The sequence below is a fragment of the Caldovatus aquaticus genome (assembly GCF_019458025.1).
In the GTDB taxonomy this organism is placed as follows: Bacteria; Pseudomonadota; Alphaproteobacteria; order Acetobacterales; family Acetobacteraceae; genus Caldovatus; species Caldovatus aquaticus.
Map to the genome: position 1 here is coordinate 1 of NZ_JAHZUY010000033.1, position 24,705 is coordinate 24,705.

The 24,705-nt window shown below is 72.6% G+C and carries 22 protein-coding genes and 1 riboswitch; of the genes, 7 read left to right on the forward strand and 15 right to left on the reverse strand.

The genetic code is table 11. The features are described 5' to 3' along the window. The 3 genes from K1J50_RS11895 to K1J50_RS11905 form a co-directional block, all read right to left on the reverse strand. A partial coding sequence (locus tag K1J50_RS11895; protein WP_220117934.1) for a transposase occupies positions 1 to 258 on the reverse strand: 258 nt, incomplete at its 3' end. 99 nt (positions 259 to 357) lie between these two features. Continuing rightward, on the reverse strand, positions 358 to 1,230 hold the full coding sequence (locus K1J50_RS11900) for a sulfotransferase family 2 domain-containing protein (protein ID WP_220117935.1): 873 nt from the start codon (positions 1,228 to 1,230) through the stop codon (positions 358 to 360). Continuing rightward, on the reverse strand, positions 1,211 to 1,981 hold the full coding sequence (locus K1J50_RS11905; RefSeq protein WP_220117936.1) for a sulfotransferase family 2 domain-containing protein: 771 nt from the start codon (positions 1,979 to 1,981) through the stop codon (positions 1,211 to 1,213). Before K1J50_RS11905 ends, K1J50_RS11900 begins: the two co-directional genes overlap by 20 nt. A 350-nt stretch (positions 1,982 to 2,331) precedes the next feature. Between K1J50_RS11905 and K1J50_RS11910 the strand changes: the two genes are divergently transcribed. Continuing rightward, a complete protein-coding gene (locus tag K1J50_RS11910; RefSeq protein ID WP_220117937.1) occupies positions 2,332 to 3,180 on the forward strand; it encodes an FkbM family methyltransferase in 849 nt (282 codons plus the stop codon). 96 nt (positions 3,181 to 3,276) lie between these two features. On the opposite strand, the gene K1J50_RS11915 is transcribed toward K1J50_RS11910, so the two are convergent. The 3 genes from K1J50_RS11915 to K1J50_RS11925 form a co-directional block, all read right to left on the reverse strand. Then, positions 3,277 to 3,639 (reverse strand): SPW repeat protein, encoded by a 363-nt coding sequence (locus K1J50_RS11915; protein WP_220117938.1) that lies wholly within the window; start codon positions 3,637 to 3,639, stop codon positions 3,277 to 3,279. 111 nt (positions 3,640 to 3,750) lie between these two features. Then, on the reverse strand, positions 3,751 to 4,260 hold the full coding sequence (locus tag K1J50_RS11920; RefSeq protein ID WP_220117939.1) for an Hsp20/alpha crystallin family protein: 510 nt from the start codon (positions 4,258 to 4,260) through the stop codon (positions 3,751 to 3,753). A gap of 388 nt (positions 4,261 to 4,648) precedes the next feature. Then, positions 4,649 to 6,226, reverse strand: coding sequence for an ABC transporter substrate-binding protein (locus K1J50_RS11925; RefSeq protein WP_220117940.1), 1,578 nt, complete (start codon positions 6,224 to 6,226; stop codon positions 4,649 to 4,651). A gap of 355 nt (positions 6,227 to 6,581) precedes the next feature. Here K1J50_RS11925 and ald point away from each other — a divergent pair, with 355 nt between their 5' ends. From ald to K1J50_RS11940, 3 genes are all read left to right on the forward strand, one after another. Continuing rightward, positions 6,582 to 7,703: an alanine dehydrogenase gene (ald, locus tag K1J50_RS11930; RefSeq protein ID WP_220117941.1), complete on the forward strand. Its 1,122-nt coding sequence runs from the start codon at positions 6,582 to 6,584 to the stop codon at positions 7,701 to 7,703. A gap of 110 nt (positions 7,704 to 7,813) precedes the next feature. Continuing rightward, a complete protein-coding gene (locus K1J50_RS11935; protein ID WP_220117942.1) occupies positions 7,814 to 8,158 on the forward strand; it encodes a hypothetical protein in 345 nt (114 codons plus the stop codon). Between the two features lie 196 nt (positions 8,159 to 8,354). After that, positions 8,355 to 9,356, forward strand: a complete 1,002-nt coding sequence (locus tag K1J50_RS11940; RefSeq protein ID WP_220117943.1) for a VOC family protein — start codon at positions 8,355 to 8,357, stop codon at positions 9,354 to 9,356. A gap of 25 nt (positions 9,357 to 9,381) precedes the next feature. Here K1J50_RS11940 and thiC read toward each other — a convergent pair whose 3' ends face one another. Both thiC and gshB read right to left on the reverse strand, forming a co-directional pair. Further along, a complete protein-coding gene (gene thiC / locus K1J50_RS11945; RefSeq protein WP_220117944.1) occupies positions 9,382 to 11,208 on the reverse strand; it encodes a phosphomethylpyrimidine synthase ThiC in 1,827 nt (608 codons plus the stop codon). A gap of 60 nt (positions 11,209 to 11,268) precedes the next feature. Then, a riboswitch (TPP riboswitch) is annotated at positions 11,269 to 11,378 on the reverse strand. 28 nt (positions 11,379 to 11,406) lie between these two features. Continuing rightward, positions 11,407 to 12,366: a glutathione synthase gene (gene gshB / locus K1J50_RS11950; RefSeq protein ID WP_220117945.1), complete on the reverse strand. Its 960-nt coding sequence runs from the start codon at positions 12,364 to 12,366 to the stop codon at positions 11,407 to 11,409. Between the two features lie 1,156 nt (positions 12,367 to 13,522). On the opposite strand from gshB, the gene K1J50_RS11955 reads away from it, so the two are divergent. The 3 genes from K1J50_RS11955 (at position 13,523) to K1J50_RS11965 (ending at position 16,571) form a co-directional block, all read left to right on the forward strand. Next, the gene (locus K1J50_RS11955; RefSeq protein ID WP_369413583.1) at positions 13,523 to 14,266 is read left to right on the forward strand and encodes an SGNH/GDSL hydrolase family protein; all 744 of its coding nucleotides are present in this window, start codon (positions 13,523 to 13,525) and stop codon (positions 14,264 to 14,266) included. A 265-nt stretch (positions 14,267 to 14,531) separates the two neighbouring features. After that, on the forward strand, positions 14,532 to 15,971 hold the full coding sequence (locus tag K1J50_RS11960) for a leucyl aminopeptidase family protein (RefSeq protein ID WP_220117947.1): 1,440 nt from the start codon (positions 14,532 to 14,534) through the stop codon (positions 15,969 to 15,971). A gap of 177 nt (positions 15,972 to 16,148) precedes the next feature. Next, the gene (locus tag K1J50_RS11965) at positions 16,149 to 16,571 is read left to right on the forward strand and encodes a MarR family transcriptional regulator (protein WP_220117948.1); all 423 of its coding nucleotides are present in this window, start codon (positions 16,149 to 16,151) and stop codon (positions 16,569 to 16,571) included. A gap of 42 nt (positions 16,572 to 16,613) precedes the next feature. On the opposite strand, the gene K1J50_RS11970 is transcribed toward K1J50_RS11965, so the two are convergent. The 7 genes from K1J50_RS11970 to hisN all read right to left on the reverse strand — a co-directional run bounded on the left by K1J50_RS11970 (position 16,614) and on the right by hisN (position 24,695). Beyond that, positions 16,614 to 17,552: a 2-hydroxyacid dehydrogenase gene (locus tag K1J50_RS11970; RefSeq protein ID WP_220117949.1), complete on the reverse strand. Its 939-nt coding sequence runs from the start codon at positions 17,550 to 17,552 to the stop codon at positions 16,614 to 16,616. Between the two features lie 4 nt (positions 17,553 to 17,556). Continuing rightward, positions 17,557 to 18,015 carry a hypothetical protein gene (locus K1J50_RS11975; protein ID WP_220117950.1) on the reverse strand — a complete coding sequence of 153 codons (459 nt, stop codon included), beginning with the start codon at positions 18,013 to 18,015 and terminating at the stop codon, positions 17,557 to 17,559. After that, a complete protein-coding gene (locus K1J50_RS11980) occupies positions 18,012 to 19,622 on the reverse strand; it encodes an ABC transporter ATP-binding protein (protein WP_220117951.1) in 1,611 nt (536 codons plus the stop codon). Before K1J50_RS11980 ends, K1J50_RS11975 begins: the two co-directional genes overlap by 4 nt. Before the next feature lie 3 nt (positions 19,623 to 19,625). Further along, a complete protein-coding gene (locus K1J50_RS11985; protein WP_220117952.1) occupies positions 19,626 to 20,765 on the reverse strand; it encodes an ABC transporter permease in 1,140 nt (379 codons plus the stop codon). After that, the gene (locus tag K1J50_RS11990; protein ID WP_220117953.1) at positions 20,765 to 21,889 is read right to left on the reverse strand and encodes a microcin C ABC transporter permease YejB; all 1,125 of its coding nucleotides are present in this window, start codon (positions 21,887 to 21,889) and stop codon (positions 20,765 to 20,767) included. The genes K1J50_RS11985 and K1J50_RS11990 overlap by 1 nt, the downstream gene beginning before the upstream one ends. A gap of 13 nt (positions 21,890 to 21,902) precedes the next feature. Continuing rightward, entirely contained in the window at positions 21,903 to 23,771 is a 1,869-nt protein-coding gene (locus K1J50_RS11995) for an extracellular solute-binding protein (RefSeq protein ID WP_220117954.1), read from the reverse strand. A 129-nt stretch (positions 23,772 to 23,900) separates the two neighbouring features. Next, positions 23,901 to 24,695: a histidinol-phosphatase gene (gene hisN, locus K1J50_RS12000; protein WP_220117955.1), complete on the reverse strand. Its 795-nt coding sequence runs from the start codon at positions 24,693 to 24,695 to the stop codon at positions 23,901 to 23,903. Positions 24,696 to 24,705: the final 10 nt, after the last annotated feature.

A 24,705-nucleotide genomic window follows, 5' to 3' on the forward strand; every position in this document is an offset into this window, starting at 1 on the left:
GACGAACCAGCGGACGAACCAGCGATAGACCGTGCGCCAGGGCAGGAAGCTGTCGGGCAGCAGGCGCCAGGTGCAGCCCGCCCGCAGCACGTAGAAGATGGCGTTGGCGATCTCTCGCAGCGGCCAGGCACGCCGCCGTCCTCGTCCAGGTGCGGCAGGCAGCAGCGGCTCCAGGATCCGCAATTCGTCGTCCGTCAGGTCACTCGCATAGCGCAGGCCCGTGCGGCTATGCTGCCGCCGGGTGGCCGGGGTCCACATCTCGTCGTTCGTCCAAGGTGTCGCAACCCGGTCGAATCACGGCGCGGCCCGGCCATCCAGCCCCACAGGCTCATATCGAAGGCGTTTCGAGACAGACTCTCAGGCCAGGACGCGTGACTGAACTTCCATTCGCTGCTGCATCAAAGCGCGTCCATAAGCGTAAAGCTCGTAATCAGGGCGCAGGAGATCCATCAACTCGGACTTCTGCGTTGCCGTGAGGCCGGCTTCCTCGGGGTCATACCGTCGCGTGATATTCATCCGAGCGACGAAGGCCGGACCAGTAAGACCGTAATGACGGAACAGGTATCCGACAAAATCATCGAGGCAATCCACGATGCCAACGTGCATACGGTCCAGGCGTGCTTTCGCTTGGGCAAGAAGATGCGCAAAAGAAACTCGCGAAGGTTGGTCATCAGCATTGAGGCCTAGTAGCCAGAGGTGACTGTGCGGCTGTGCAAGACCGAACCGTGAGAAAGCCCAATCACCGAATGTGGTCTCCGCTGCCAGCCGCATCGCCGGGCCAACCTCCACACCGGCCGCGACCGCGTCGCGCCCGAAGCGATAAGCGCTGAACAATCGTTCAAACGGGTCCCGAAGAACTGTCACTCGATCGAAGGCAAGGAATCGTCGATCCTCAAGGCAATAAGCATGGAAGTGGCCTGCAATTAAATCTATATTCGCAATGTCGTCATCATTGACGGCATCAAACTGTGCCTGTGTGGCAACCACTTTGGCGCACGGCCAGCCAATCCTTAAAGCTTGTGTGAATGACGTGCCGGCGGTTTTTGGAATATGGACGAACGCAAGCTTTCGCCTGCCGCCTGCACCGGGCGGCCCGTCGGCCGTACCAGAGGCCTCCGGCATGGAGGCGCCCAGAGATGGAGCATCCCCTTTATCTCTATCTCCGTCCCACGCGCGCTGCACCCCCCGTGTGTGCGCGCTGGAGATGGGATCAGGCCGCAGATCGCGCATCTGCCTCAATCCGGCGCAGCATCAGATCGCGCGCGTAGCTGTAAAGCGCAAAGTCTGGCTGTAGCACTTCACGCAACGCCGCCTCTTGCGCCCGCGTTAGGCCGACCTCCTCCAGAGAGTAAGCCTTCGACACCATGTGTCGCCCTATTTGAGGCATGGCCTCGATCCCGTGACGTCGTAGAACATGCCAGAGATAGTCCTGGATATGGTCCACGGTGCCGACGAGCATATTCTCCAGGCACCTCTTGGCCCTATCGAAGAGTTCACGAAGCGGCATCCGTTCTGCAGCGTCGGTGTGATCCCGCCCGAGAATGTATATCTGCGCGTGCCGGTCGCTCCAGCCTAGCCTCGAAAATGCATATTCACCGAAGCTGACCTTTGCGATGTACTGCATCGCTGGGCTCCAGTCGTGGGTGTCGACCCCTTGTTCGCTCCAAGTCCGCGCAAAACGGTAAGAGCTAAAAAATCGTTCAAATGGGTCTCGTAGAAGAGTAGCTCTGGTGAAAGGCGCGAATATCTCAGCATCAAGCTGATAGGGAAAAAAATGACCGGCAATCAAATCAAGATCATGAACCTCCGATGGCGCGAGATGGTCGATCTCAGCCGCAGCGCCAATCACTCTGCTATTTGACCAAAATTCCTTTAGTGCTATCGTGAACGATGTCCCCGCGGTCTTCGGAATATGAACGAACGCGAGTTTTCGGTTGGCACCGACCCGTATCGACGCGTCTGGTTTTGTCACTTCTATCATTCTGGATCGGCCACTGCTGTCATTTTTCTCAATTTGGTTATATGGCTGCGTGATTGCTGGCGGTTTTGAGGCGGTAAGCCTGTACGCCAGCCTCGACGCACGTTACCGCCTGCTCGGGCAATTTATGTCGGCAGTCAACCAAAACGGCAACCCGTTCGCTATCCTCGCCCCCGGCCGCTCTACAGACTGCGGCTCCAAGCGCAGGCTGCGTGCCCTTGTCGTCCCCGAGTCGCCGTGGGACAAGACCGTCGACGCGGGGAATTCGCTCAGCGATTTCTCCGCGCACCCGGCAATTCCAACTTCGGACGGCCCTGGCTATGACCGCTAACGCCGACAACGAAACTGCCGATGTGCCCAGTCTTCGCCAACTCGAGGCGCGGTTAGCGCACATTGAGACACAGATTTCGCAACTGCAGCACGCCCACACCATCTACCTCGGCGATCATGAGGCGCTCACGCGGATCCATACCGGCCATCGGATCTACGTGGATACCCGCGACGTCGGCATCTGCTCGCACCTGATGCTGGAGGGGCGCTGGGAACCCTGGATCGAGGCCGGGCTCGCCTCCGTCGTGAAGCCGGGCATGCGCTTCTGCGACATCGGCGCGAACTTCGGCTACTACACGCTGCTCGGCGCGCACTGGGTCGGCCCGGAGGGCAGGGTCTATGCCTTCGAGGCGAATCCCGAGATCCTGCGCAAGCTGCGGAAATCGGTGGCGGTGAACGGCTTCGACGACCGCGTCACGCTGTTCGGGAACGCAGTCTATTCCGACCACCGCACCCTCGAGTTCCGCTACACCTTCGAATTCTCCGGCGGCGGATCGGTTTCCGGCGGCGGCGGCGGACCGTGGACGGTGCACCGGGTGAAGGTCGAGGCCGCGCCGCTCGACTCCCTGCTCGCCGACGTCTCCCATGTTGACGTCATGAAGATCGACGTCGAGGGGGCGGAACCGCACGTGTTCCGCGGTGCGCGAAAGCTCATGGCGCGCTCGCGCGCGCTTTCCCTCGTCGTCGAGTTCCATGCGGCGAGCGTCGCGGCGGTGATGGATCCGCGCGACTATCTCCAGGGGTTCGTCGCCGACGGCTTCTCCCTCGCGCTGATCGAGCCCGCGGGCGTCACCCGGGCGCTCGGCGTGGAGGAATGCCTGGCGACCCTGAACGGCCGGCTCGGCTACCTGCTCCTGACCCGGACCGGCTGAACGGGGCCGCCTTCCCGCGCGTGCGGCACGGGGGCGGCCCCGCGCCGCGAAGGGGCCTCCGCCGCCGCCCGCGGCGTCGGCCCCCTCAGCCGCCGCTCAGGCGTGCGCCTGGCGCGACGACCCGTGCTCGATCCAGAGCACGGCCACCGCCGCCAGCACCGTCAGGACGCCGAGGATGACATGGCTCCACATCGCTGCGGCCTGGCCGGCGAAGCCGAGAACCCAGGGCGCGATCACGGCCCAGGCGCCCAGCACCAGGTTCGCCCAGCCGCCGGCGCCGGCGTAGCCCGCCAGGGCGCCCGCACCGGCCAGGGCGACGAGCAGGCCGGTCACCCAGGCGCTCCAGGCCGGGGCCGGCGCGGCCGAGAAGCCGACGAGCCACGGCATCAGGAACAGCAGCACCCCGAGGACGAGCTGGCCGCCGGCAAGGATCTGCTTCCAGTCATCAGGATGGGTCATCGGACTGTCTCCTCTCGGGGCCCCGGGTCTCACGACCCGCATCCGGCGGGACCACGGCCCCGGGCGATCCCGCCGGGGCGCGCCCCCCCGGCGCGCCGCCACGCCGGACCTTCAGGCGGCGACCGCGACCGGGATGCGCCGCATCCGCTGCTCGGCCTGTGGCGACTTCGGCGCCGTCACGGTCAGGACGCCGTTGCGGAACTCGGCCCGGACCTGGTCCTCCTGGATCTCCCGGCCGAGGGGGATGCGGCGCTCGAAGCGGCCGTAGAACCGCTCGGTGAAGCGGCGATCCCTGTCCGCCGTCTCGCTCCGCTTCTCGCCGCGGACGATGAGGTCCCCGTCCTCGAGCAGGACCTCGACGTCCTTCTCGTCCACGCCGGGAAGCTCGAAGGTCGCGCGGATCTCCTTGTCGGTCTCCACCACCTCCGCCGTCGGCCAGCCGGCGCCGGAGCGGAAGCCGAGGAACGGAGACCCGAAGTCGCGGAAGGCCTCGTCGAACAACCGGTCCACCTCCTGCCGGAGCGAGGCGAACAGGCTGCCCGGATCGTCACGGAAGAGCGAGGGGACGCGCGAGCGCCCGCCGGCCCAGGGGGCGATGTCGCGCATGCTCATGGCGGTCATGCTGCATCTCCTCCTTCGGTCTGTCGCACTGTCCCGGGCGCCGGAGCTGGCCGCCCGGCGTGTCCCCGCCCGGGGCCGCGAGGAGATGCAGTGGCCCGCCCGTCAGGGGCCGGTGGCGCGGTCGCGACCGCGCCGCCTGGCAAGCCGGTCGCCCCTGCCGCCGACGGCACCGGCCGGGCGGCGGGGTCCCGGCATCGCCGCTCCCCTGGCCACTCCATGCTCCGCCGAGCGACATGGGGGCAAGGAACGCGGGGCGCCGCAGCCGGCGCCGGGCGCCGAGGCCCGAGCGGGCGCTCGGCGCCAGCGACGTGGTGGCGCGGCGCGTCGTTTCAAGAGGTCCCCGGCCCCGCACGGGCCGGAGCGCCGCCGGCGCCCCCGCGCCCTGGCCTCAGCGGAAGTCCTGCGGTCGCGTCAGCTCGTCGGCGCGCGGGGTGTGCGCGATGCCGCGCCGCATGGCCCAGACGTTGCGGAACAGCAGCAGCGGGACGATCGGATGGTCCTCCATCACGAAGCGCATCGCCTCCTGCAGCGTCTGCTCGCGCTTCTCGGCGTCCATCTCGCGCATCGCGGCGAGCAGCCGCGCGTCGAATTCCGGGTTCGAATACCGTCCGCGGTTGACGGCGCCGAGGCCGCGCGCCCGGTCGAAGGTGGCGAGGGTGGAGCGGAGCGGGCCCGAGGTCTCGCCGGTCGAGCTGCCCCAGGAGGCGTACCAGACCGAGAATTCCTGCCGGCCGGCGCGGCCGATGAAGCTGGTGAAGGGCATCGCCTCGACCTGCGTGCGCACGCCGATCCGGGTCCACATCTGCCCGACCGCCTGGCTGGTCTTGGCGTCGTTCGGGTAGCGGTCGTTCGGCGTGTGCAGGGCGAGGCGGAAGCCGTTGGGATAGCCGGCCTCGGCGAGCAGCCGCCGCGCCGCGTCCGGGTCGGGCCGCGGCGGCGCGAGGTCGGGCACGTGGCCGAACACGCCCCGGCCGACGAACTGCATGCTGGCGCTGGCGCTGCCCTCCATCACCCGCTCGACGATCGCCTGGCGGTCTATGGCGAGCGAGAGCGCTTCGCGCACCCGGCGGTCCTTGAACGGGTTGCGCGGGAGCGGCCGGCCCTCGTGGTCGGTGACGAAGGGGGTCGGGCCGTCGCGGCTGTGGTCGAAGACGAGGAAGGCGTTGCGCAGGCTCTCGACCTCGGAGAGCGCGACCCGCGGATCGCGCCGGAGGCGCGCGATGTCCGAGGTCGGCACCTGCTCGATCGCGTCGAGATCGCCGGCGAGCAGGGCCGCGGTGCGCGCCGCGTCGTTGGTCACCATGCGGTAGTCCACGCGCTGCCAGCGCGGCTTGTCGCCCCAGTAGGAGTCGTTGCGCGCCATCAGGATGCGGTCGCCGGGGCGGTGCTCCACGAGGCGGTAGGGCCCGGTGCCGACCGCCGCGCGGCCGGCGTTGAAGTCCTCGGTGGTCGCGCCTTCGTGGGTGCGGCGGTTGAGCACGACGATGCGCGCCAGGTCCACGAGCAGGTTGGGGTAGGGGCCGCTGGTGCGGATGCGCACGGTGAGCGGGTCCACCACCTCCACCGCCTGGATCGCGCGCGTGTAGGTGGTGAAGGAGCCAGGGCTGTTCACGATGGTCGGCAGCCGGGCGATGGTGAAGGCGATGTCCTCGGCGGTGAACTCGGCGCCGTTGTGGAAGCGCACGCCGGGGCGCAGGCGGAACTCCCACACCTCCGGGGCGGGGAGGCTCCAGCTCAGCAGCAGCCCGGGATGCACGCGCGCCTGCGCGTCGCTCTCCAGCATCCGGTCGAAGAGGGTGGCGGCGACCGCGTTGTTCGGGCCGACGTTGTAGAAGTGCGGATCGAGCGAGCCGATCACCGAGGCCGAGCCGACCGCGAGATCCTGCGCCCGCGCCGGTGCCGCCGGCGCCGCCCACAGGGCGGCCACCAGCGCCATGGCCGCCGCCGCATGCCTCGTGTCGAGCATTCTCGGTCCTCCCCGTCTTCGCGCCGGCACCGCGCCGCGGCGCCGTGCCGCCGCGGGGCGGACCTCCGGCCGTCGCGCACTCGGACGGCGCGTTGGATCGGCCGTGGCCGACACCCTACTCTGCACGGCCGGCGGCGTCCGGTCCATCGGCGCGAGGGAGACAAACGCTTTGCCGCTCCGATCGCCGCTGTACCGCGAAAGATCGCCGCGGCCCGCCTGGGGGATGGCGCCGGGACCGGAGGGCCGGGCAGCCATCCGCAATCGCCGCGCCCGGCGCCATCATTCCCGCTTGTTGGGCGGCCGCCGGGCCCGCACCATGTCAGGCCCGTCGCAACCGGAGCGGAGAGGACGACCGATGCGCATCGGCGTGCCGAAGGAGATCAAGGTGCATGAGTACCGCGTGGGCCTGGTGCCCGCCTCGGTGCGCGAGCTGGTGGCACACGGGCATGAGGTGCTGGTCGAGACCGGCGCCGGCGCCGCGATCGGCTTCTCCGACGACGCCTACCGCGCGGCCGGCGCGACGCTCCTCGCCGACGCCGCGGAGGTGTTCGCGCAGGCCGAGCTGATCGTGAAGGTGAAGGAGCCGCAGCCGCAGGAGTGGGCGCGGCTGCGCCCGGGACAAGTGCTGTTCGCATACCTCCACCTCGCCCCCGATCCCGAACAGGCCAAGGGCCTGATGGCGAGCGGCTGCACCGCGATCGCCTACGAGACGGTGACCGACGCCCAGGGCGGCCTGCCGCTGCTCGCGCCGATGAGCGAGGTGGCGGGCCGGATGGCGGTGCAGGTCGGCGCCCGCTGCCTGGAGAAGGAGGCGGGCGGGGCTGGCATCCTGCTCTCCGGCGTGCCGGGCGTGCCGGGGGCGCGCGTCACCATCATCGGCGGCGGCGTGGTCGGCTCCAACGCCGCCCGCATCGCGCACGGGATGCGCGCGCACGTGACCGTGCTCGACAAGTCGGCGCGGGTCCTGAACGCGCTCGATGCGGAGTTCAACGGCGCCGTGGACACGCTGTTCGCCACCTACGATTCGATCGAGGCGACGGTCGTCGAGTCCGACCTCGTGATCGGCGCCGTTCTGGTGCCGGGCGCGGCGGCGCCGAAGCTGGTGCGGCGGGAGACGGTGCGGCGGATGCGGCCGGGCAGCGTGGTGGTGGACGTCGCCATCGACCAGGGCGGCTGCTTCGAGACCTCGCGCCCGACGACGCATGCCGACCCGACCTATGTCGTGGACGGCGTCGTGCACTACTGCGTGACCAACATGCCCGGGGCGGTGGCGCGCACCAGCGCGGTGGCGCTCAACAACGCGACGCTGCCCTTCACGCTGCAGCTCGCCGACAAGGGCTGGAAGCGGGCCTGCGCGGAGAACCCCCACCTCGCGGCGGGGGTGAACGTGCATGCCGGGCGGGTGACGCATCCGGCGGTGGCCGAGGCGCTGGGGCTGGAGCTGTGGCCGCTGTCGCAGGTGCTGGCGGCCGCATGATCGTATGCTGGCATACGGGTCTTGCGCGGCCGGGGCGATGCGCGGCATCATGGCTCGCGCCGCGGTTGCCCGCATCGGTCGGGCGGCCCGGATCACCCGGAGCGCGTGCGATGAGCCTGGCCCGCCTTCTTCCCGTTGCGGCCGGAGCCCTGGTCGCGGCGGCGGCGATGCTGCCGCCGCCGGCCGAGGCAACGCCCCCGTGCGGACGCGGCTGGCGCAAGGGGGAGTGGTGCGGCGGCCCGCCCGTCGTGGTCGCGCCGGCACCGGTGGTGGTGGCGCCCCGGCCGGTGCTCGTGGCCCCGCCGCCGCCGGTGGTCGTGGCCCCGCCGCCGGTCTACGCGGCGCCGCCGCCGCCGGTGGTCGTCGCCGCCCCGCCGCCGGTCTATGCGGTGCCTGCGCCGGCGGTGGCGCCGCGCCCGAGCATCGGGCTGCACGTGGACATTCCGCTGCGCTGACCCGGCGGGCCGCGGGGCGGGGTCCGCGGGAGGCGCCCGCCGAGAGGAACGGCGGGCGAGGCGATGCGATCGGTGGCCGACGGATGCGCGGCACGGCAGGGCCGGACCGCCGGGGCGGGTGCGGTTCCGTCCTTCCCTTCGCGTCCCGCTTGACCGAGAGTCGCCTCCGGGGCGGGATCGCCCAAGGGAGGGGGCCATGGCGGTGCGGGCGCTCGGCTATGTCGGGCTCAGGGCGCGCGACCTCGAGACGTGGGCGCAGTTCGGCACGCGCCTGCTCGGCCTGCAGCTCACGGAGCGCACGCGCGGCGGGCTCGCCTTCCGCATGGACGACCGGCGCCAGCGCCTGGTGGTGGCGGAGGCCGAGGCGGACGGGCTCGGCGTCCTCGGCTTCGAACTGGCCGACGCTGCCGCGCTGGAGGCGATGGCGGCGCGGCTTGAGGCGGCCGGCGTGCGCGTGCGCGCCGGCGAACGGGCGCTGGCGGACGAGCGGCGCGTCGCGGCGCTGATCCGCCTCGAGGATCCGCTCGGCAACCGCCTCGAACTGTTCCACGGCGCCGAGACCACCGACGCGCCCTTCGTGCCGGGCCGCGCCATCTCCGGCTTCCGCACCGGACCGCTCGGCATGGGGCATGCGGTGCTCGAGGTGCCCGCGCTCGCGCACGTGCTGCCCTTCTACCGCGACCTGCTCGGCTTCCGCGTCAGCGACTGGGTGGAGCATCCGTTCCGCGCCTACTTCCTGCACGTCAATGCGCGCCACCACAGCCTGGCGCTGATCGAGACCGGCCGGGCCGGCCTGCACCACCTCATGGTCGAGCTGTTCCACCTCGACGACGTGGGCCAGGGCTACGACCTGGCGCTCGCGGAGCCGGGGCGCGTCGCCACCACCCTCGGCCGGCACACCAACGACTTCATGACGAGCTTCTATGCCCGCGCGCCCGGCGGCTACCTGTTCGAATACGGCTGGGGCGGGCGGAGCATCGATCCCGCGACCTGGACGCCGGCGCGGATGGAGGACGGGCCGAGCCTCTGGGGGCACGAGCGGCACTGGGGCCCGGAGGCGATGCGCGCGCAGGCGCGGGAGCTGCGGCTGCGCGCCGGCGCGAAGGGACTGCGGGCGCCGGTGCAGGTGGTGGAGGGCAACTACGCGCCGGCGCGCGGCGAATGCCCCTGGTGGGACCGGCTGGCGCGCGGCGGCTGAGCTTCCCGCCGCCGCGCGCGGCGCCTCAGCCGCCCGCCGCCGGCCGCGGCAGGTAGATCTCCCCGCCCTGCGCCCGGAAGCCCTCCGCCATCTGCGCCATGCCCTGCTCGGCCGCGGCGCGGATCTCCTGCGTGATCTTCATCGAGCAGAATTTCGGCCCGCACATCGAGCAGAAATGGGCGAGCTTCGCGCCCTCCGCCGGCAGCGTTGCGTCGTGGAACCGCTCCGCCGTCTCGGGGTCGAGCGAGAGGTTGAACTGGTCGCGCCAGCGGAACTCGAAGCGGGCGCGCGAGAGCGCGTCGTCGCGCAGCCGCGCCGCCGGGTGGCCCTTGGCGAGGTCGGCGGCGTGCGCCGCGATCTTGTAGGCGATCACGCCCGCCTTCACGTCGTCGCGGTCGGGCAGGCCGAGATGCTCCTTCGGCGTGACGTAGCAGAGCATCGCCGTGCCGAACCAGCCGATCATCGCCGCGCCGATCGCCGAGGTGATGTGGTCGTAGCCCGGCGCGATGTCGGTGGTGAGCGGCCCCAGCGTGTAGAACGGCGCCTCGCCGCAGGCGGCGAGCTGCTTGTCCATGTTCTCCTTGATCTTGTGCATCGGCACGTGGCCGGGGCCCTCGATCATCACCTGCACGTCGTGCTCCCAGGCGATCCGCGTCAGCTCGCCCAGCGTCTCCAGCTCCGCGAACTGCGCCGCGTCGTTGGCGTCGGCGATGCTGCCCGGCCTGAGCCCGTCGCCGAGCGAGAAGGCGGCGTCGTAGGCCCGCATGATCTCGCAGATCTCGCGGAAGTGGGTGTAGAGGAAGTTCTCCTTGTGGTGCGCCAGGCACCACTTGGCCATGATCGAGCCGCCGCGCGAGACGATGCCGGTCACGCGCTTGGCGGTCAGGGGGATGTAGGCGAGGCGCACGCCGGCGTGGATGGTGAAGTAGTCCACCCCCTGCTCGGCCTGCTCGATCAGCGTGTCGCGGAACACCTCCCAGGTGAGCTCCTCGGCCTTGCCGCCCACCTTCTCCAGCGCCTGGTAGATCGGCACGGTGCCGATCGGGACCGGGGAGTTGCGGATGATCCACTCCCGCGTGGTGTGGATGTTGCGCCCCGTCGAGAGGTCCATCACCGTGTCGGCGCCCCAGCGGATGGCCCAGACCATCTTCTCCACTTCCTCGGCGACGGAGGAGGCGACGGCGGAGTTGCCGATGTTGGCGTTGACCTTCACCAGGAAATTGCGGCCGATGATCATCGGCTCGCTCTCCGGGTGGTTGATGTTGGCGGGGATGATGGCTCGCCCGCGCGCCACCTCGTCGCGCACGAACTCGGGCGTCACATGGTCGGGAATGGCGGCGCCGAAGCTCTCGCCGTCGCGGATCAGGCCGGCCTCGCGCGCCGCCTCGCGCCCGAGGTTCTCGCGGATGGCGACGTACTCCATCTCCGGCGTGACGATGCCGCGCCGCGCGTAGGCGAGCTGCGTCACCGCATTGCCGGGCCTGGCGCGGCGCACCGGGCGGCCGGCGCGGTCGAAGGCCGGCACGCGGCGCGCCTGCCCCGGCTTCAGCCCGTCGTCCTCGGGGCGCGGTGCGCGGCCCTCGTAGAGCTCGGTGTCGCCGCGCGCCTCGATCCAGGCGCGGCGCAGCTCCGGAAGGCCGCGGCGGATGTCCACCCGCGCCGCGGGATCGGTATAGGGGCCGGAGGTGTCGTAGACCCGGAGCGGCGGCTCGCCGGCGGCCGGGGAGAGCGCGATCTCCCGCATCGCCACGCGGATGTCGGGATGAAGCCGCCCCGGCACGTGGATCTTGCGCGAGGCCGGCAGCGGGCCGGTGGTGACCTGCGGCAGGTCGGCGGGCAGAGCGTCTGGCAAGACTGGACCTCCTTCCTCGGGAGATCCGGGCCTGCGAGCGGCAGGCGGACGGGCATCGGCGGCGCCCGCATGTTCCTGTCCCTACGCCGGTACGACCCGGATCAGGTTCGAAGGGTCACCGCGCCTCAGCGGTCTCTCAGCCCCTCGCTGGGGCTCCCCTTGGAACGATGCGACTGTGCGGCGGCCCGCCGGGGGCTGTCAACGCAGACGCGACTCGATCGCGTCCCAGATCGCCCGCTCCAGGTGCACCCCGTCGAAGCGGGCGATCTCCTGCAGCCCGGTCGGGCTGGTGACGTTGATCTCCGTCAGGTAGCCGCCGATCACGTCGATGCCGACGAAGATCAGCCCGCGCTTGCGGAGCTCGGGCCCGATCGCGGCGCAGATCTCGCGCTCGCGGTCGGTCAGCGTGGTCTTCTCCGGCCGGCCGCCGACATGCATGTTGGAGCGCGTCTCGTCCGGCGCCGGGACGCGGTTGATGGCGCCGAGCGGCTCGCCGTCCACCAGGATGATGCGCTTGTCGCCCTGACGCACCGCGGGGACGTAGCGCTGCACCACCAGCGGCTCGCGGTAGAGCTGGGTGAACAGCTCGAGCAGCGCGTTGAGGTTCATGTCGTCCGGCCTGACGTGGAACACGCCGGCGCCGCCGTTGCCGAACAGCGGCTTGAGGATGATGTCGCCGTGCTGCTCGCGGAAGCGCATGATCCGCCGGCGGTCGGCGGTGACCAGGGTCGGCGGCATCAGCTCCGGGAAGTGGGTGACGAACAGCTTCTCCGGCGCGTTGCGCACGGCGGCGGGGTCGTTCACCACCAGCGTCCTGGGGTGGATGTGCTCGAGAATGTGGGTGGTGGTGATGTAGGCCATGTCGAAGGGCGGGTCCTGGCGCAGCAGCACCACGTCCATGGTGCTGAGATCGAGCTCCTCCTCCGGCCCGAAGGTCCAGTGGCGGCCCTTCTCGCGCCGCACCTCCACCGGATGCGCGTGCGCCGTGACGCGGCCGCCGGCGAGGGCGAGGTCGCGCGGCAGGTAGTGCCACAGCGCGTGGCCGCGCGCCTGCGCCTCGAGCATCAGGACGAAGGTGCTGTCGGCGTCGATGTTGATGTTCTCGATCGGGTCCATCTGGACCGCGACGCGCAGCGCGCGTCCCTGCCGTGCGGCCATGCTGCTCGTTCCTCCCCTGTGCGCCGCCGCGCCAGGCGCGGGCGGCGGATGGGCTCCGCTCCGTCATGCCCGCAGCCGCGGTGGAACGCCAGGGGGCTTGCCGCCGGGACAGCGCACAACCGGGAGTTGTTTTTAGTTAACGCAACGCAAATACCGCTTGCGCAGAACGTCTCGCCAGCGGAGATTATTGAGGAAAGATGAACGCCGCGCCGGCCGGCAAGGCTCCCGCGGCATACCGGCGAACCGAAGCGAGACCCTGCCGCGATGCCTGTCCCGATTCCGCCCGAGCCTGGTCTCCGAGGCCCGGCATCCGTCCGCGACGGCGCAGGCGGGCCCGTGGTGGTGCGCGCGGCTTGCCCCCGCCGCATCGGCGGCTCCGGTGCGGGAACGGGCCACGGTCCTCGCAGCGTGCGGACGCCCGGCCTGCCGCGTGGCGCCTGTCCGCGGCCGGACCGGATCTCCCGGCGGCATGCAACGCCGCGATCGCGAAGGGCCAGGACCGGCCCCGGGAGCCGGCCGTCCTCCGCCTCCCGCCCTCGCGCGCTGCGCGCGTGAGGCCGCGAGGGCGGAGGGCACGACGGAAGCCGCGCCGAGGAGGCCGATTCGCCTCCCCGACGCGGCGGCGGGGCCCCCGCGGCATGCAATGCCGCCGCCACCGCGGCGCGGGCCAAAACGGCCCAGGGGCGTCCCCGCCGCGATCCGGCCGCAGGACCGGCGGCCTGTTCCGGCCGAGCCGCCGCGAAGCATGACCGCCCGTCGCGCCGCAGGCACGCCCGGCCGGGGCCGGAGCCGCTCGCCGGCCTGCCGCCTCGCACGAGGCCGGGCGGCAGGCGCCGATGCGGCCGGCACGACAACGGTTCCGCCCGTCGGATCCGGGGCGACGCCCACGCGCGCGGCCGGCCCGGCGCAGGGCGGGACCGGCCGTTCGGCGGGACGGCCCATCGCGACCGGTCGCCGCCTCGCACCCATGCGGCGCCGTCGGGGCATTGGCGCCAGGCTCCGGCTGCGGCATACCTCCTCCGTGCAGTCCAGGGCCAAGCGCCGCCGATCCGTCGCCTCTGCCCGCTGGCGCGCCGTGGTCGTCGCAGCCGCTCTCGCGGGGCTCGCGGCACCGTCCGGCGCGCCGCTCGGCACGGAGCCGCCCGCCTGCCCGCGCGTGCCGGTGCCACCGCTCGCCCTGCCGAAGCTGCGCGCCGCGCTCGCCGCGCCGGGCACGGGCAGGGGCCCCCTCTCCGTCGGCACCTCCGCCGCGCCGCTCACCATCGTCGCCCTTGGTTCCTCCTCCACGTCCGGGGCCGGCGCGAGCACGCCGGACGCCGCCTATCCGGCGCGGCTGGAGGCGATCCTGCGGGCCGCGCGCCCGGACCTGGCGATCCGCGTCGTCAACCGCGGCCGTGGCGGCGAGCAGGCCGAGCAGATGGTCGCGCGGCTCGAATCCGACGTCCTGTCCGAGCGCCCCGCCCTGGTGATCTGGCAGGTCGGCGCGAACAGCGCGCTGCGCCGCGCCGATCCGGACCGCTTCCGGGCGGTCGTCGCCGCCGGCATCGCCCGGCTGCGCGAGGCCGGGGTCGAAGTGGTGCTGATGGACAACCAGCGCGCCCCGCGGATCGCGGCGGCGCCGGATCATGCCCGCTTCGACGCGGCGCTCGCCGGCCTCGCCGGCGCGATCCCGGGCGTGGCGCTGTTCTCGCGAGGGCGGCTGATGGACGCCTGGGCGGCGGCCGGGACGCCAGCCGGCGCCATGCTGATCGCGGACGGCCTGCACCACAACGACCGCGGCTATGCCTGCCTCGCCGCCGCCCTGGCCGAGGCGCTTCTCGGCAGCGGGGAGACGCCGGCACCATCGTCGCTTCCCGCCGCGCTGCCCGGCGACGGCCGGCTCGCCGCCGCGCCGCGCTGAGCGGCCCGCGCGCCGCACGCCGGGGCGCCGGCCTCGGTCCCTGCCGGCGTGGTCGCTGGGCCGTCTGCGCCCGGCCGTGCCCGCCCTGGCGGCTCCCGCCTGTTGCGTGCGGAGCCGTCGCACGCTCGCGGCTGTTTCCAGCCGTCCGCGATCTGCTCTAAGGTCGCGCCGCGAATCGGAACCTAGCGCACGCGGACCGGCCGGCGGCGGGCACTGCACCGCCTCCCGGGCGAGGCGGCCGCCGGGACGAGGAAGGAGCGCCGCGATGCTGGACTGCCTCCCGGCCGCCGAGGTCGGGATGGAGACATCGGCCTTGCCCCTGCACACCGCGCGTCCCGCGACGCTGGAGGCGCTGTGCGCCACGCTCGGCCCGGCCCAGGCGGCGTGGCTCGACGCCACCGGCTTCGCCGCGCGGAGCGGCCAGCTCGCCCTGCTGCCGGGCGAGGCGGGGCGGCCGCTGGCCGGGGCGGTGCTGGGCCTCGGCACGGACGATCCGGCTTCGCCATGGCCCTTCGGCGCGCTGCCCTTCGCCTTGCCGGAGGGCAGCCTCTGGCGCCTCGCCGCCGGCGACCATGATGCGGCCAGCGCAGTGCTCGGCTGGGGCCTCGGCGCCTACCGCTACCGCCGGTTCCGGCGCGGCGGGCGGGAAGGGGCGGAGGACGCGCCTCCGGACCGTGCCCCGGCCCGGCTGCTCGCCCCGCCCGGAACCGAATCGGCGGTCGCCACCGCGGCGGCCGCCTGGCGCGTGCGCGACCTGATCAACGCTCCGCCCAACCATCACGGCCCCGCCGAGCTGGCCGAGGCCGTGCGCGCCCTGGCCGGGGAGCACCCGGGCGCCGCCTGCCGCATCGTCGAGGGGGCGGCCCTGGCCGAGGGCTTCCCGCTGGTCGCCGCCGTCGGCGCCGGCAGCGCGCGTCCGCCCCGCGTCGCGATCCTGGAGTGGCAGGGCAGCGCGGACGGGCCGCTGATCGCGCTCTGCGGCAAGGGCGTGTGTTTCGACAGCGGCGGGCTCGACCTCAAGCCGTCCGCCGCGATGCTGCGGATGAAGAAGGACATGGCGGGTGCCGCGGTGCTGATCGGCGTCGCCGACCTCGTCATGCGCGCGCGGCTGCCCGTGCGCCTGCTGCTGCTGGTCGGGGCCGTGGAGAACGCCGTCTCCGGCACCGCCATGCGGCCCCTCGACGTGGTGCGCAGCCGCAAGGGCCTGACGGTGGAGATCGGCAACACCGACGCCGAGGGCCGCCTGGTGCTGGCCGACCTGCTCGCCCTGGCCGGGGAGCGCGGGGCGGAGGTGGTGCTCGACTGCGCCACCCTGACCGGTGCGGCGCGCGTGGCGCTCGGCCCCGACCTGCCGGCCCTGTTCTGCAACGACGAGGTGCTGGCCGAGACGCTGCTCGCGGCCGGGCGGGCGACACACGATCCGCTCTGGCGCTTGCCATTGTATTCAGGATACAAATCCTGGCTGGACAGCAAGGTCGCCGACCTGTCCAATGTCAGCGCGAAACCGATGGCCGGAGCGATCACGGCTGCGCTGTTCCTGCAAAGGTTCGTTCCGCCGCGGGCGCGCTGGGCCCATATAGACCTGTACGGCTGGAACGATACGGCCCGGCCGGGGCGGCCCGAGGGAGGCGAAGCGCAGGCGATGCGGGCGCTGCATGCGGCGATCGCCGCCCTCGCGGAACGCCAGGGCTTACCGGATCGGTAACGAAGTTGGGATGGAGAGGGAACTTTTTCGCCGCGGCGGCTCTGAGGAGGCGCGAGGGCTCGAACCGGCCACGGACGCCGGGACCACGTCCGCTGCGGCGCCGCCGGCACCCGGGTCGCCGCGAGGCGGCACGAAAAGGGAGCGGGGCGGCGAATGGACCAGGAAGGATCGCAGGACATGGCCGCACAGACCAATCCCGACCAGCTCCTCGGCATTCTGAGGGACACGATCGTCGCGCTGGTCCGGCGCGACGGGCCGGACCTCTCGGCCCGCCAGCTCGGCGTGTTCCTGACCGTCTATCTGACGGACGGGCCCCATACGGTGCGCGGGCTGGCGGCCGAGCTCAACGTGTCGAAGCCGGCGATCACCCGGGCGCTGGACCGCCTGGGCGAGCTCGACCTCGCGCGCCGCAAGGTGGACCCGATGGACCGGCGCAGCGTGCTCGTCCAGCGCACGCTCAAGGGCAGCGCCTTCCTGCGCGACCTGCGGCAGATCATGGCGGATGCGGAGGCGGCGACGCGCGGCCTCACGATCTCCGAGCCGGCGAACGCGGAGACCGCGCCGGGCGCCGCCGGCGGGACGACGCGCCGCGCCGGCTGAGGCGGCCGCGCCGGGTCCCTGGACCGCCGGCGCCGATCCGGCTCAGTAGCCGGCGGCGAGGTCCACCAGGTTGAGCAGCGGGCGCCCCGCCCGCGCGCGGTGGATGTTCTCGACCACCTGCGGCGCGGCGCTGCGCGGGATCGTGATGCTCGCCGCATGGGGGGTGATGAACACCCGCGGGTGCGACCAGTAGGGATGGTCCGGCGGCAGCGGCTCGGGCTCGAACACGTCGAGCGCCGCTCCGGCGATGTGACCCTCGTCCAGCGCCCGCAGCAGGTCGGCGTCCACCACATGGCCGCCGCGCGCCCCGTTGATCACATAGGCTCCGCGCGGCAGGGCGCGCAGCAGATCGGCGTTGATAAGGCCGCGCGTCGCCGGCGTGAGCGGCAGCAGGCAGACCAGGATGGCGGTGCGCGGCAGCATCGCCGCGAGGCCGTCCGCGCCGTGCCGGCACTCGATTCCCGCGATCGCCTTCGGCCGCCGCGACCACCCCGTCACCGGGAAGCCGAGGCCGGAGAGCGCCCGCGCCGCCGCCGTCCCGAGCGCGCCGAGGCCGAGGATGCCGATCCGCCGCGCGGCGGCGTCGGGCGCCGGCAGCTCGCGCCAGATCCGCGCCGCCTGCTGCGCCCGGTACTCCGGGTCCTGGCGGTGGAAGCGCAGCACGTTGAGCAGCACCCACTCGGTCATGCCCTGGGTCAGCCGCGCGTCCACCAGCCGCGCCACCGGCACGCCGGGCGGCGGGCCGGGCGGGCGCAGCAGGTGGTCCACCCCGGCACCCATCGAGACGATCAGCTTCAGGTTCGGATAGCGCCGGAGCTCCGCCATGTCGTGCTCGGTCCAGACGACCGCAGCCTCGATCCCGGCCGGATCCCCGACATCGGGGAAGCAGCGGATCTCGAGCGAGGGATCGAGGGCGCGCAGCGCCTCGGCCCACTCGCTCATCGCCTCCGCCCGGGTCGCGAGCAGCACGGCGTTGCCCATGCGGTCAGTCTCCCTCGAATTCGGCCTCGACGCGGCGGAGGAAGGCGCGCCAGTCGTCGCGGCGCGTCGCCGCCAGCTCGCGCCCGTCCGGCAGCCTGGCGTAGAAGGACAGCACGCCCTTCGCCCACAGCAGGTCGAAGTTGCGCTCCGAGGCGAGGACGTAGGCGACGGTGCGCTCGAACACGCCGTCCACGATCCGCGGGTGCACGCGGGCGAGCCACCACCAGGCGCCGACCGCCAGCACCGCGGCGCCGAGGTAGAAGTGCACCAGCGCCGTCGCGCCGAAGGAGCCGGCCAGGATCGCCGCCGCCGGCCAGACGTTCTCGCCCTGGCGATAGACCGGCGAGCCCGGGCTGTTCATCTTGCGGATGTGCACGCCGATCTTCACCCGCTCGGCGTCGAGCAGGCGGCGCAGGCGCTCGAGGTCGGCGCTCGGTGCCGGGGCCGCGTGTTCGGCGGTCATGTCCGCACCGCCTCCGGCTCGGCGGCGGCGAGGTCGAAAGCCGCCGCCATCAGCGCCCGGGTGTAGGGCGCGCGCGGCGCGGCGAGGACCTGCTCGGCCTCGCCTTCCTCGACCACCCGCCCGTCCTTGAGCACGACGATGCGGTGCGCCATCGCCCGCACCACGCGCAGGTCGTGGCTGATGAAGAGGTAGGCGAGGCGGTGGCGCTGCTGCAGCGTGCGCAGGAGCTCCACCACCTGCGCCTGCACCGAGACGTCGAGCGCGCTGGTCGGCTCGTCCAGCACGACGAGGCGCGGCTTGAGGACGAGGGCGCGGGCGATGGCGATGCGCTGGCGCTGCCCGCCCGAGAACTCGTGCGGGTAGCGCTCGGCCATCGCCGGATCGAGCCCCACCTCCTCGATCGCCGCTGCGACCGCGCGGCCGCGCTCGGCGCGGGAGAGGCCGGGCTCGTGCACGGCGAGGCCCTCGCCGACGATCTCGCCCACCGTCATGCGCGGCGAGAGCGAGCCGTAGGGATCCTGGAAGACGATCTGCATGCGCCGCCGCAGCGGGCGCAGGCGCTTGCGGTCGAGGTCGTGGATCGGCCGGCCCTCGAAGCGGATCGTGCCCTCGCTCCGCTCGAGCCGCAGCAGGGCGAGGCCGAGCGTGGTCTTGCCGCTGCCCGATTCGCCGACCAGGCCGAGCGTCTCGCCCTCGCGGATCGCGAGCGAGACGCCGTCCACCGCCTTCACGTGGCCGACGGTGCGACGCAGCACGCCGCGGCGGATCGGGAAGTGCACCCTGACCTGCTCCGCCTCCATCACGACCGGGGCGTCCGGCGCCACCGGCGCCGGGCGGCCGCGCGGCTCGGTGGCGAGCAGCGCGCGCGTGTAGTCGTGGCGCGGGGCCGCGAACACCGTCGCCACCGGGCCCTGCTCCACGGCGCGGCCGTCCTTCATCACCACCATCCGGTCGGCGTGGCGGCGCACGATCGCGAGGTCGTGGGTGATCAGCAGGAGTGCCATGCCGAGGCGGCGCCGGAGATCGGCGAGCAGCTCCAGGATCTGCGCCTGGATCGTGACGTCGAGCGCGGTGGTCGGCTCGTCGGCGATCAGCAGCTTGGGGTCGTTGGCCAGCGCGGCGGCGATCATCACCCGCTGCCGCTGCCCGCCCGAGAGCTGGTGCGGATAGGCGGCAAGCCGCTCCTCGGCGTTGGCGAAGCCGGCGCGGCGCAGCAGGTGGACGACGCGCTCGCGCAGCGCCGCGCCGCGCATCCCGGGCTGGTGCAGGACCACCGCCTCGGCCACCTGGCGGCCGACCGTGTGCAGCGGGTTGAGCGAGGTCATCGGCTCCTGGAACACCATGCCGGCGACCCCGCCGCGCAGGCGCTGCAGCTCGTGCTCCGGCGCGCGCAGCACCTCGGTGCCGTCGAGGACGATGCGCCCCGCGGGATTGCTGCCGCCGGGCGGCAGCAGCCGCAGGCAGGAGAGCGCGGTGACGCTCTTGCCCGAGCCCGACTCGCCGACCAGGGCGACGGTCTCGCCGGGCTCGACCGTGAAGGAGACGCCCTCGACCACGGTGCGGCCGCGGAAGGCGACGGCGAGGTCCTCGACGGCGAGCAGCGGCATCGCTCAGCGGGTCCCGGCGCCGGTCGGCGTGGCGCCGCCGCCGTGGGCGTGGTTGGGCGTGGCGGTGTCCGGGTTCGGCACCCGCCCGGTGAGCGGCGCCGCCGTCTGCGCCCCGCCCGGCAGCTTGCGCGGGTCGAACGCGTCGCGCACCGCCTCGCCGATGAAGGTGAGCAGGCTCAGCATGGCGCCCAGCACGACGAAGGCGGTGAAGGCGAGCCAGGGCGCCTGCAGGTTGTTCTTGCCCTGGTTCACCAGCTCGCCGAGCGAGGGCGAGCCGGGGGGCAGGCCGAAGCCGAGGAAGTCGAGCGAGGTGAGGACGACGACCGAGCCCGAGAGGATGAAGGGCAGGAAGGTCAGCGTCGCCACCATCGCATTGGGCAGGATGTGGCGGAACATAACGCGGGCGTCGGAGACGCCGAGCGCGCGCGCGGCGCGCACGTAGTCGAAGTTGCGCCCGCGCAGGAACTCCGCGCGCACCACGCCGGTCAGCCCCATCCAGGAGAACAGCAGCAGGAAGCCGAGCAGCACCCAGAAGCCCGGCGTGATGACGCTGGCGAGGATGATGAGCAGGTAGAGCTCCGGCATGCCGCGCCAGATCTCGATGAAGCGCTGGAACAGGAGGTCGGTCAGGCCGCCGTAGTAGCCCTGCACCGCGCCGGCGGCGATGCCGATGAGCGAGGAGAAGATGGTGAGGGTGAAGCCGAACAGCACCGAGATGCGGAAGCCGTAGATCACGCGCGCCAGCACGTCGCGCGCCTGGTCGTCGGTGCCGAGCCAGTTGCGCGCCGAGGGCGGCGAGGGCGCGGGGCGGCCGAGGTCGCGCACGATGGTGTTGTAGGCGTAGGGGATCAGCGGCCAGACCGCCCAGCCGCCGGCGGCGCGGAACTCCTCGACGAAGCCGCGGTCGTGCCAGTCCGCCGCGGTCGGCAGGCCGTCCGGCAGGAGGTCGCTTTCGGCGTAGTCCACGAGGACCGGGACGTACCAGCGCCCCTCGAGCCGCGCGAGGAGGGGACGGTCGTTGGCGATGAACTCGGCGAACAGGGTCACGGCGAACAGCGTCGCGAAGATCCAGAGCGAGAGGTAGCCGCGCCGGTTGGCGCGGAAATTCTCGAGCCGCCGCCGGGTGAGGGGCGAGAGCGCCATCAGCGCCGCGCCTCGAAGTCGATGCGCGGGTCCACCAGCGTGTAGGTGAAGTCGCCGACGATCTGCATCAGGAGCCCGAGCAGGGTGAAGACGTAGAGCGTGCCGAACATCACCGGGTAGTCGCGCCGGATCGCCGATTCGAAGCCGAGCAGGCCGAGGCCGTCGAGCGAGAAGACGATCTCGATCAGCAGCGCCCCGGTGAACAGGATGCCGATGAAGGCCGAGGGGAAGCCGGCGATGATCAGCAGCATCGCGTTGCGGAACACGTGGCCGTAGAGCACGCGCCGCTCGCTCGCGCCCTTGGCGCGCGCCGTCACCACGTACTGCTTCGAGATCTCGTCGAGGAAGGAGTTCTTGGTCAGCATCGTCAGCCCGGCGAAGCCGCCGATCACCAGCGACAGGGTGGGCAGCGCCATGTGCCAGGCGTAGTCGAGCGCCCGCTGCCAGAACGGCCAGGCCTCGGAGCCCGGCGTCGTCAGGCCGCGCAGCGGGAACCACTGCAGGAAGGTGCCGCCCGCGAACAGCACCACGAGCAGGATGGCGAACAGGAACGCGGGGATCGCGTAGCCGATCAGCACGATGCCGGAGGTCGCGACGTCGAACCGGCTGCCGTCGCGCACCGCCTTGCGGATCCCCAGGGGGATCGAGACCAGGTAGATGATCAGCGTGGACCACAGGCCGAGGCTGACCGAGACCGGCATCTTCTCGAGGATCAGCTCGGTCACCGGGCGGTCGCGGAACAGCGAGCGGCCGAGGTCGAAGCGGAGATAGCCGCCGAGCATCTCGAGGAAGCGCACATGCGCCGGCTTGTCGAAGCCGAAGGCGCGCTCGATCTCGGCGACGATCGCGGGGTCGAGGCCGCGCGCGCCCCGGTAGGTGCCGACCGGGCCGCCGCCCGCCCCCGCGCCGCGCGCGCCCTCGCCGGGCGGCGGCGGCGCGGTGCGGATCTCGCCGCCCCCCTCGCCGGTGATGCGGCCGAGCGTCTGGCCCTGGCCGCGCAGCTCGGCCAGCATCTGCTCGACCGGCCCGCCGGGGGCGAACTGCACGACGGCGAAGTTGATCAGGATGATGCCGAACAGCGTCGGCACCACGAGCAGCAGCCGGCGGAGGAGGTAGGCGCCCAAGGCCGCGTCCGCGCTAGTTCCGGTCCGGGCCCGCGCGCCGGCCTTCCTCGATCGCGCGCTCGCGCCCGCGCTCGATCCACCAGGAATCGAGCGCGAGATCGTAGCGCGGGCCGCGCGCCGGGCGCCCGAACTTGTCCCAGTAGGCGATGCGGAAGCTCTGGATGTGCCATTGCGGCACCACGTAGTCGTGCCAGAGCAGCACGCGGTCGAGCGCGCGGGTGCGCGCGATCAGCTCGGCGCGGTCGGGGGCCGCGATCACCATCTCCACCAGCTCGTCGATCACCGGATCGCAGATGCCGGCGACGTTCTGGCTGCCCGGCTCCTGCGCCTTGGCGCAGGTGAAGTAGTCGCGCTGCTCGTTGCCGGGGGAGAGGCCCTGGGGGATCACGTCCACCGTCATGTCGTAGTCGAAGTTCTCGATCCGCTTCTGGTACTGCGCCGGATCCACGGTGCGCACCTGCACCGCCATGCCGAGCCGCTCCAGCGCGTCCTTGTAGGGCAGGGCGACGCGCTCGAAGGAGGGCGAGGAGAGCAGGATCTCGAACTCGAAGGGCTGCCCCTGGGCGTTGACCAGGCGCCGCTCACGCACCGTCCAGCCGGCCTCGCGCATCAGGCCGAGCGCACGCCGCAGCCCCGCCCGGTTGTTGCCGGAGCCGTCGGTGACCGGCAGGCGGTATTCCTCGGTGAACAGCCTGTCGGGGACGCGGCCGCGGAAGCGCTCCAGGATCTCGCGCTCGCGCCCCTCGGGCAGGCCGCGCGAGGCGAGCTCGGAGTTGGAGAAGTAGGAGGCGGTGCGGGTGTAGGCGCCGTAGAACAGGTTGGCGTTCATCCACTCGAAGTCGAACACCTCGATCAGCGCGCGGCGCACGCGGGCGTCCTGGAACAGCGGGCGGCGCAGGTTGACCACGAAGGCCTGCATCCCGGTCGGGATCTCGTGGCGGATCTCCTCCTTCTTCACCAGGCCGCGCCGCACCGCCGGGAAGTCGTAGGCGGTGGCCCAGTCCTTGGCGACGTTCTCGGTGCGGAAGTCGATCTGCCCGGCCTTGAAGGCCTCGAGCGCGACCGTGTTGTCGCGGAAGTACTCGTAGCGGATGCGGTCGAAGTTGGCGGTGCCGCGCATGGTGTTGAGGTCGCGCGCCCAGTAGTCCTCGACGCGGCGATAGACGACGGTGCGCCCGGGCTCGAAGCGCTCGATGCGGTAGGGGCCGGAGCCGAGCGGGACCTCGAGCGAGGGGCGGGCGAAGTCGCGCCCCTCCCACCAGTGCTTCGGCAGCACGTACATCTGGCCGATGATCTGCGGCAGCTCGCGGTTTTCCGCCGTGCGCAGGCGATAGACCACGCGGCGCTCCCCGTCCGCCCTCACCTCCGCCACGTCGGCCCAGTAGGCGCGGTAGAAGGGGCGGCCGTGCCGGCGCAGCGTCTCGAAGGTGAAGACCACGTCCGCGGCGGTGATGGGGCGGCCGTCGTGCCAGCGCGCGCCCTCGCGCAGCTCGTAGGCGATGGTCAGGCGGTCGGCGGAGAGCTCGATGGTCTCGGCGAGGTGGCCGTAGTCGGTGGCCGCCTCGTCGGCGCTCGTGCGGGTCAGGCGGTCGTAGAGGTTGGTCAGGCCGACCGCGGCGGTGCCGCGCAGGATGAAGGGGTTGAAGCTGTCGAAGCTGCCGAGCGCGGTGAGCGCGATCTCGCCCCCCTTGGGCGCGTCCGGGTTGACCCAGGGCCAGTGCGGGAAGTCGCGCGGCAGGGCGGGCTCGCCGAGCAGGGAGAGGGCGTGGGTGCGGATCGTCCCGCCGCTGCCGCCCGTGCCGGCGCCCGCCTGGGCCCGGGCGGCAGCGGCGGGAGCGAGGGCGGCGAGGGCGCCGAGGGCGAGCAGGTCGCGGCGGAACATGCCGCGAAGGTATGGTGTCCTTCCCCGCCTGCGGCAATGGCGGCCGCGCCGTCGCCCCGGCAGGCCACCCCGGCGGCCCTCGCCGCACCGGCGGCGCAACGGGCGCCCGCCCGCCGGGCGGAGGCGACGCTAGCCGGCGAGCAGGCCGATCGCCTCCGCGAGCAGCGCGGGATCGCCCACCGCGAGCACCCGCCCGTCCGAGTCGAGGGTCAGCGGCCGGCCGTCCCAGTCCGTCACCCGCCCGCCGGCGCCCTCGACCACCGGCACCAGCGCCGCCCAGTCCCAGGGCCGCATCGTGCTCTCCGCCACCACGTCCACGAGGCCGAGGGCGAGCAGGCCATAGGCGTAGCAGTCGCCGCCCCAGGTCACGCGCCGCGCCGCGGCGCGCAGGCGCTCGAAGCCCGGCCGGTCCTGGGGGCGGAACATGTCGGGCGAGGTGCAGGAGAGCTCGGCCTCGGCGAGCCGCGCGCAGGGCCGGCAGCCGACCGTGCCGCCGAGCGGCGAGCGGAACCGCGTCCGCGCGCCCGCCACGCCGAGCCAGCGCTCGCCGGCGGCCGGCTGGTCAATCAGCCCGAGCACCGGCCCCCCCCGATGCAGCAGCGCGACCAGGCAGCCGAACAGCGGCCGCCCGGTGACGAAGGCGCGGGTGCCGTCGATCGGGTCCACCACCCACACCCATTCGGCGTCGGCGCGCTCGGCGCCGTATTCCTCGCCGATCACGCCGTGCGCCGGGAAGCGTTCGGCGAGCAGGGCGCGGATCGCGCGCTCCGCGGCGCGGTCGGCTTCGGTGACGGGAGAGGCGTCGCCCTTCGCCTCGACCAGCAGGGCGGAGCGGAACAGGGGGCGGATCACCGCCCCCGCGAGATCGGCGGCGGCCTCCGCGGCGGCGACGAATTCGGGCGGCACGGCGGCGCTGGCCGGCATCGCGCCCCCT